Annotated in this window: 8 protein-coding genes and 1 pseudogene; 2 read left to right on the top strand and 7 right to left on the bottom strand. The window is 65.6% G+C overall.

The genetic code is table 11. From position 1 onward, the window contains the following. Nucleotides 1-487: 487 nt before the first annotated feature. The 5 genes from HPC46_RS33205 to echA20 are packed head-to-tail and all read right to left on the bottom strand — an operon-like array spanning nucleotide 488 to nucleotide 4,424. On the bottom strand, nucleotides 488-901 hold the full coding sequence (locus HPC46_RS33205) for a nitroreductase/quinone reductase family protein (protein WP_179476263.1): 414 nt from the start codon (nucleotides 899-901) through the stop codon (nucleotides 488-490). Between the two features lie 48 nt (nucleotides 902-949). Then, nucleotides 950-2,011, bottom strand: a complete 1,062-nt coding sequence (gene ipdC / locus HPC46_RS33200; protein ID WP_179476262.1) for a (3aS,4S,5R,7aS)-5-hydroxy-7a-methyl-1-oxo-octahydro-1H-indene-4-carboxyl-CoA dehydrogenase — start codon at nucleotides 2,009-2,011, stop codon at nucleotides 950-952. Further along, nucleotides 2,008-2,754: a cholesterol ring-cleaving hydrolase subunit IpdB gene (ipdB, locus tag HPC46_RS33195; RefSeq protein ID WP_179476261.1), complete on the bottom strand. Its 747-nt coding sequence runs from the start codon at nucleotides 2,752-2,754 to the stop codon at nucleotides 2,008-2,010. The genes ipdC and ipdB overlap by 4 nt, the downstream gene beginning before the upstream one ends. Next, on the bottom strand, nucleotides 2,751-3,668 hold the full coding sequence (gene ipdA, locus HPC46_RS33190) for a cholesterol ring-cleaving hydrolase subunit IpdA (protein WP_179476260.1): 918 nt from the start codon (nucleotides 3,666-3,668) through the stop codon (nucleotides 2,751-2,753). Before ipdA ends, ipdB begins: the two co-directional genes overlap by 4 nt. After that, complete coding sequence (gene echA20 / locus HPC46_RS33185; RefSeq protein WP_036341738.1) at nucleotides 3,669-4,424, bottom strand: (7aS)-7a-methyl-1,5-dioxo-2,3,5,6,7,7a-hexahydro-1H-indene-carboxyl-CoA hydrolase; 756 nt, start codon at nucleotides 4,422-4,424, stop codon at nucleotides 3,669-3,671. It lies immediately after the preceding gene. Nucleotides 4,425-4,492: 68 nt separating this feature from the next. Between echA20 and HPC46_RS33180 the strand changes: the two genes are divergently transcribed. After that, nucleotides 4,493-5,272 (top strand): SDR family oxidoreductase, encoded by a 780-nt coding sequence (locus HPC46_RS33180; RefSeq protein ID WP_179476259.1) that lies wholly within the window; start codon nucleotides 4,493-4,495, stop codon nucleotides 5,270-5,272. A gap of 13 nt (nucleotides 5,273-5,285) precedes the next feature. After that, nucleotides 5,286-6,191 carry an SDR family oxidoreductase gene (locus tag HPC46_RS33175; RefSeq protein ID WP_179476258.1) on the top strand — a complete coding sequence of 302 codons (906 nt, stop codon included), beginning with the start codon at nucleotides 5,286-5,288 and terminating at the stop codon, nucleotides 6,189-6,191. Nucleotide 6,192: 1 nt separating this feature from the next. On the opposite strand, the gene HPC46_RS33170 is transcribed toward HPC46_RS33175, so the two are convergent. Further along, nucleotides 6,193-6,648 (bottom strand): nitroreductase family deazaflavin-dependent oxidoreductase, encoded by a 456-nt coding sequence (locus HPC46_RS33170; RefSeq protein ID WP_179476257.1) that lies wholly within the window; start codon nucleotides 6,646-6,648, stop codon nucleotides 6,193-6,195. A 19-nt stretch (nucleotides 6,649-6,667) separates the two neighbouring features. Next, nucleotides 6,668-6,898, bottom strand: a pseudogene (locus tag HPC46_RS33165) (nitroreductase/quinone reductase family protein); the annotation flags it as partial. Nucleotides 6,899-7,022: the final 124 nt, after the last annotated feature.

Here is a 7,022-nt window from a genome sequence, read left to right as displayed (position 1 = left end):
CCTTCCCAACCAGCGCGTCAACGCCGGTCTTGATCAGAGAACCTTGGACTTCAGATCATCCCCGGGAAGGTGCGCCCACTTTCATGCCGCCCCACCGAGGGTCATCCACAGGTTCTGATCATTGCTCATTGCCACAACGATGTAAGCCCAGCTGTACACGGCGTTGAGGTGCGCTCGTCTTGGCGCAGCGCCGCCCAATAACGCCCTGAAATCCTTGGCATGGGTGTTTGGTGGCGTAGGTGCCAACGGAGCACGCATCTCGGCACTCGGATCAGTGGGCGTCTGGGCCAGTGGTGGGTGGCGGTAGGTTAGGCTGGCACGCCCAACGACTTTGCGCGCCAGCCATTCCTACATGATCAACGTGCCTTTAGGCATGTCGACAGCGCGGCGTATGGCAGCTGGGCTCAGGGGTTTTCCTTCGCGACTCTCGCAATGCGCTGAAGTATGAAGATCATAGCTTCAATTCTGTCAAGTGAAGCTAATAGCTTTACTTGACGATGGTGGCGCGCAGGAAGTGCTCAATTCTGACGCGCTGAAACGTGCGCCGACGATCGCTGGAGAGCAGCGGTAGCGCTTCTGTCGCGTCGATGATCTCGGGCGCTGCGAGCTCGTAGTTCTCACCCTTACTGGTGATGCGGGCCCGACCCGCGGTCAGGACGTTTCGCAGCCAGTCGACCTGTGTGCCGTAGGGCAGAGGAATGATGATTCGGTCGCCGACCCGCTCGGCGACCACCGGTGTGGCGAACTCCTTACCCGACCGACGCCCGACATGGTGCACCGTCGAGGCATACCAATACCGGCTTCCGGCCAGACGAACCATGACCGGGTTCAGCAGGTACTTGTTGGACAAGCGGATCAGGTCGCGAAACTGACGCGGCCAGGTGTCGGGAGCGAGGGCCATGGCGTCCTCCGAGGTCTTCGGACTCATCGTGCACGGCCAAACTACGCCCTATTCGACGTAGGCGGCGGCGGCCTGTAGATGTTTGACGGCATCGGCGACGATCGTCTCGACCAGCTCGGCACACGACGGCAGGTTCTCGATGATCCCGGCGACCTGTCCGGAGGCCAGCACGCCCGCCTCGGTGTTGCCTTCGACCAGACCGGCCTTCAGCAGCATCGGGGTGTTGGCGGCCATCAGCACCTGCGACCAGGTGAGGTCCTTGCCGTGGCGCATCGCCAGGCCGTCACGGATCATGCCGGCCCAGGTCATCTGGGACATCTTCTTGAACTTGGCCGCATTGCGCACCGCCGCGGTGAAACCACGAATCGGCGAGCCGCTCTCGAGCTTCTCGACAAGCTCCGTCCGCAGGACGCGGTGCGGCATGCCGTCAACGCGGGTGGAGACCACGGTGCCGTCCAGAGCGGCGCCGAGGTAACGCTGCTTGACCTCTTCGGGCACAGTCGAATCCGACGTCAGCAGGAACCGGGTACCCATCGCCACACCGGCGGCGCCGTAGGACAGTGCGGCTGCCAGACCGCGTCCGTCGAAAAAGCCACCGGCGGCGATCACCGGAATGTCCACCGCGTCGAGCACCGAGGGGAGCAGCAGTGTGGTGGCGACGGGACCGGTGTGGCCACCACCTTCGCCACCCTGGACGATAACGGCATCGGCTCCCCAGCTGGCCACCTTGCGCGCGTGCTTGGCCGCGCCGACCGATGGAATGACCACGGAGCCGGCCTCTTTGAGCTTCGCGATCAGCTCCTGCTTGGGTGCCAGAGCGAAGGACGCGACCTTGACCCCCTCGCGGATCATCAGGTCGACGCGATCGCCGGCGTCGGCGCCGTCGGCCCGGATGTTGACCCCGAAAGGTTTGTCGGTCGTGGCCTTCACCTTGCGGATGGCGGTGGCCAGCTCGTCGATCGTCATCGTCGCCGAGGCCAGGATGCCCAAGCCGCCGGCGTTGGAGGTGGCCGACACCAGGCGGGCGCCGGCCACCCAGCCCATCCCGGTCTGCACGACGGGATGCTCGATGCCGACCAGTTCGGTCAGCGGAGTCTTGAGTTTGCTCATCGTACTTCTTTGTCCCGCAACGATTTCGGATCGATGACTTCTTGGATCAGCTTCTGCTCCTCGTCGGAGGGCAGGCGGCTGGTCTCGGCCTCGCCAAGGCCGTGCACCTCGAAGGAGGTGTTCTCGGCGACCTCTTCGGCGCTCACGCCGGGGTGCAGCGACACTGCCCGCATCTGGTGGTCGGGTCCGTTGAAGTCGAACACACCGAGGTTGGTCACCACGCGGTAGACGTTGACGAACCGGTACGCGGGATTGTCGGGATCGACCTTGTCCCAGCCGATGCCAGAGACGATATCGACGCCGGTCCCGAACACCCGCTTGGAATGGTTGCCGACCCAGTAGCTGGTGGCGTGGTTGATCGTGTTGCCGGGTGCGCCGCGGACGCCGAACATCTGGCGCGTCGGATGCTGCAGTGGGCCGAACGCCGACAGATTTTGGTTGCCGTAGCGGTCGATCTGGTTGGCGCCCATCACCACGTGGCGCCGGCCCCAGGCGAGAGTCTCGAAGACGCGGCCGAACGGCATCCAGCCCTCGATCGATCCGGTGGCGCCCATTGCGGGTGTGTCGGCGAGGATGCGGGCTTCGCCGTCGGTGAGCAGGATGTCGGGGGAGAAGGTCAGCCGGGCCAGCCGGGCGCCGATCGACACCATGTTGGCCATCGGGCTGACCATGATTTCGCCTGCATCACGGAACAATTCGGCACAGGCGACGGCGCATACCTCGGCGCGGGTTGCGGATATCACGCTTGCTCCTCCTTGAACTTGCGTACCGCGGCCTGGTAGTCGGCCTCGCTGCCGGACAGGTACGTCGAGACGAACTCGGCCCAGCTCTCGTCGGTTCCGGCGGCCTCGGCGTAGTGGCGCTGGAACTTCTCGTCGCGGCGGTAGTCGGGCTCGGCGGTGGTGAAGTGCGCGCCGTTGGGTGCCTCGACGACCTTGTCGACCATCATTCGGTTGATCAGCAAGGCCTGGGGCGGAACGGATTTCACCAGCTCCTCGGTGGACACCACTTTCTCCACCGACAGCAGACGCTTTTCCGCCGACATCAGGAAAAGGTCGTCGAAGTACGGATCGATGCCGGTGTAGGCGGCATTGCCCTGTGCGTCACCGAGATTCAGGTGTGCGAACGCGACGTCCAGGTTCAGGGCGGGCATGGCGACGAGTTCCTCGTAGCCGAGGTCACCTTCCGGCGGGCAGGAGCGGAGCGACCCGGGGTTTCGAACGGGGTAGGGGGACTTGACGGTCTTGAGCTCGTCACCCCAGAAGGCCCGGACATCGCTGCCCAGCCCGGCGCGGATCGGCAGGAACGGCAGACGCTGGGCGGCGGCCTGCAGCCCGCAGCGCAGCATGCCCTCGTCCATCTCGCGCGCCTCGATCGCGCCGGTGGTGCGGGCCTTGGCGAACCACGGATCATAGAACGGCGGCGAATCCAGCGACACGAAACCGTAGTAGACGCGCTTGACCTTGCCCGCCGAGCACAGCAGGCCCAGGTCGGGGCCGCCGTAGGTGACGACGGTCAGGTCGGTGACGTCGGTGCGCAGCAGCGCCCGGATGAACGCCATCGGCTTGCGCCGCGAGCCCCAGCCGCCGATGCCGATCGTCATCCCACTCTCGACGACCGAGACGGCCTCGTCGAGAGTCGTTCTCTTATCTGCCATTTACTTGGATCCCTTGTCCGTGCCGGCGAACGCATCCCGGTGCTCATCTGAGACGCCGGCCAGGTTCAGCTCGAACGTAAAGCCCTGTTCCATGCGGTATCTCGCGTTCACCGGCTGGATGTCGATGAAGTTCAGCGCCTCCTTGGCGGCGCGGATCACCCGGGTGTCCTTGGATGCGATGTCGCGGGCCACCCGCAGTGCTGCCTCGTCGAGATCGGCGCGCGGCACCACCTCGTGCACCGAGCCGAAGTGATGCAGCGTCTCGGCGCTCACCGTCGCGGCGGTGAAGAACAGCCGGCGCATCATGTGCTGGGGCACCAGCCTGGACAGGTGGGTGGCCGCGCCCAGTGCGCCGCGCTCCACCTCGGGCAGGCCGAACTTGGCGTCGTCGGAAGCGACGATCACATCGGAGTTGCCGACCAGCCCGATGCCGCCGCCGACGCAGAATCCGTTGACGGCTGCGACCACCGGCACCTCGCACTCGTACACCGCGCGGAACGCGTGGAAGCATCCGCGGTTGGCGTCGATCAGTGCGGTGAAGCCCTCGGTGTTCTGCATCTCCTTGATGTCGACACCGGCGTTGAAGCCACGGCCCTCGGCGCGCAGGATCACCACGTGGGTGTTCATGTCGCGGCCTGCCGCGGTGATGGCGTCACCGAGCTCGAACCAGCCGCGGGAGGGGATCGCGTTGACGGGCGGGTAGTTCACCGTGACGGCGACGATGCCCGGTTCGACGGTGCTGGTGGTGATGGTCATCGGGATACCTGGGCCACTTCCTGACGGGGTGAATACCTAAGCAAGCACTTGCTTGGTACGCTAGCACAGTGACCGAAGCGGCTGACAGCGGTATCAACCTGCAACTGAGCGGTCTTGTCGTCCTGGTGACGGGGGGTGTGCGAGGTGTCGGCGCCGGAATCAGCGCCGTCTTCGCCGCGCAGGGCGCCACCGTCATCACGTGCGCCCGACGCCCGGTCGAAGGGTCGCCGTACGAGTTCAGGGCATGCGACATCCGCGACGACGAGGCCGTCAAAGCTCTCATCGACGGGATCGTCGCCGATCATGGGCGCCTCGACGTGGTCATCAACAATGCGGGTGGATCACCCTATGTACTCGCGGCCGATGCCTCGGCGAAATTCAGCACCAAGATCGTGGAGCTCAATCTCCTTGGTGCGCTGTCGGTCTCGCAGCACGCCAACGCGGTGATGCAGGCCCAGGACTCCGGTGGCTCGATCATCAACATCACCAGCGTGAGCGGCCGACGGCCGACGCCGGGCACCGTCGCCTACGGGGCGGCCAAGGCCGGCATGGAAAGCATGACGACGACGCTCGCCGTGGAATGGGCGCCGAAGGTCCGGGTCAACTCCGTTGTCGTCGGCATGGTCGAAACCGAGCAGTCCGAACTCTTCTACGGTGACGCCGAGTCGATCGCGGCGATCTCGAAGAACGTGCCGCTGGGCAGGCTGGCCAAACCCGAGGACATCGGTTGGGCCACAGCATTTCTCGCCTCGCCTGCGGCGTCCTACATCAGTGGTGCCTCGCTGGAGGTACATGGTGGCGGGGAACCGCCGCACTACCTGTCGACCACCACTGCCGACATCAAATAAGGAGACAACGTCAATGGGACTTCTCGACGGTCGTGTCGTCATCGTGACAGGAGCGGGCGGCGGCCTCGGCCGCGCGCACGCGCTGGCCTTCGCCGCTGAAGGCGCGCGCGTGGTGGTCAACGACATCGGCGTCGGGCTCGACGGGTCGCCCGGCGGTGGCGGTAGCGCCGCACAGGGCGTGGTCGACGAAATCGTTGCCGCCGGTGGAGAAGCCGTCGCCAACGGTTCCAACGTCGCCGACTGGGCGCAGGCCGAGGCGCTGATCCAGACCGCGGTCGATTCTTTCGGTGGACTCGACGTGCTGGTGAACAACGCCGGCATCGTGCGGGACCGGATGTTCGTCAACGCCACCGAGGACGAGTTCGACGCCGTTACCGCCGTGCACCTCAAGGGCCACTTCGCCACGATGAAGCACGCCGGCGCGTACTGGCGCGCGCAGTCCAAGGCGGGCAATGCCGTGGACGCCCGCATCATCAACACCAGCTCGGGTGCCGGCCTGCAGGGCAGCGTCGGGCAGGCGACCTACAGCGCAGCCAAGGCGGGTATCGCGGCCCTGACGCTGGTCGCCGCCGCCGAGATGGGCCGCTTCGGTGTCACCGTGAACGCCATTGCACCGTCGGCGCGCACCCGGATGACCGAGACCGTGTTCGCCGACATGATGGCCACGCAGGACAGCGATTTCGACGCCATGGCGCCGGAGAACGTCTCGCCGCTGGTGGTATGGCTGGGCAGCGTCGAGTCGAAGGACGTCACCGGTCAGGTATTCGAGGTCGAGGGCGGCATCATCCGGGTGGCCGAGGGCTGGAACCGCGGCGGGACGATCGACAAGGGCGCCCGCTGGGATCCTGCCGAACTCGGCCCGGTGGTCAGCGACCTGATCGCCAACTCGCGCACTCCGCTGCCGGTCTTCGGCGCCTGACTCACAGCGGCTCGCACACCACCAACGGGATGCGCCGATCCGCCGCCTCTTGATAACCCTTGTACGGCGGGTAGATTCGCGTGAGCTTGCGCCAATAGCGCCGCCGCTCGTCGTCGGTGGCGTCCCGCGCGGTCATCTCCCACACGTGAGCGCGGACCTGGACCCGTACCCTCGGGTCGGCCTTCAGATTCACGTACCACGCGGGATGCGCGCTGCGCCCGCCGTAGGACGCCGGCAACACGATGCGGTCGCCGTCCTGTAAATACAGCGTCGCGGTGACCCGCGGTAGCCCGGACTTGCGGCCGGTCGTCGTCACCAACGCGGCCGGAAACCACAGGAGCTTGGCGCCCCATCTCCCGTTGGTGCGCAAATACACCGCGATGTGCGCGCGGGTGAAGTGCTTCAGCACCCACGACAGCAGAGCTGAATTGCGGATGGGATGCGACGGCCGGCTCACGCCACTGAATTGCCCAGCTTTACGGATCGCAAATCACGATGGGGATCACCCGGTCGGTCCACGCCTGGTAATCCTCGAAGCTCGAGTACATCTCAACGAGCTTGGGCCAGTACTCGGCACGCTCCTGTTCGGTCGCGTCCCGGGCGGTCAGGTAAAGGATCTCGTCCTTGATCTGGACGGTGATCTTCGGATCGGCCTTGAGGTTGAGATACCACATCGGGTGCTTGGCGGCGCCGCCCTGCGAGGCTGATCGCGCTCGTCGAAAGTCCTCAGGTGTGCTCGCCGAAATTCCTCACCTGTGAGCAGCGGTCAGTGTAGTTGTTGGCGGTTGCCGGTGGTGGTTCGGCGCAGGGTTTCGGCGGCTGCTTGGTGGT

Origin of the sequence: Mycolicibacterium vinylchloridicum (assembly GCF_013404075.1) — a bacterium.
Lineage (GTDB): Bacteria > Actinomycetota > Actinomycetes > Mycobacteriales > Mycobacteriaceae > Mycobacterium > Mycobacterium vinylchloridicum.
The sequence above is the reverse complement of the archived record's forward strand: the minus strand, read 5'-3'. Positions and strand labels throughout refer to the sequence as shown.

What these genes read in the sequence shown, in the direction of transcription:
- ipdC (WP_179476262.1), bottom strand. Translation starts at nt 2,011, where the DNA reads ATGAGCAAACTCAAGACTCCGCTGACCGAACTGGTCGGCATCGAGCAT.
- echA20 (WP_036341738.1), bottom strand. Translation starts at nt 4,424, where the DNA reads ATGACCATCACCACCAGCACCGTCGAACCGGGCATCGTCGCCGTCACG.
- ipdA (WP_179476260.1), bottom strand. Translation starts at nt 3,668, where the DNA reads ATGGCAGATAAGAGAACGACTCTCGACGAGGCCGTCTCGGTCGTCGAG.
- HPC46_RS33205 (WP_179476263.1), bottom strand. Translation starts at nt 901, where the DNA reads ATGGCCCTCGCTCCCGACACCTGGCCGCGTCAGTTTCGCGACCTGATC.
- HPC46_RS33175 (WP_179476258.1), top strand. Translation starts at nt 5,286, where the DNA reads ATGGGACTTCTCGACGGTCGTGTCGTCATCGTGACAGGAGCGGGCGGC.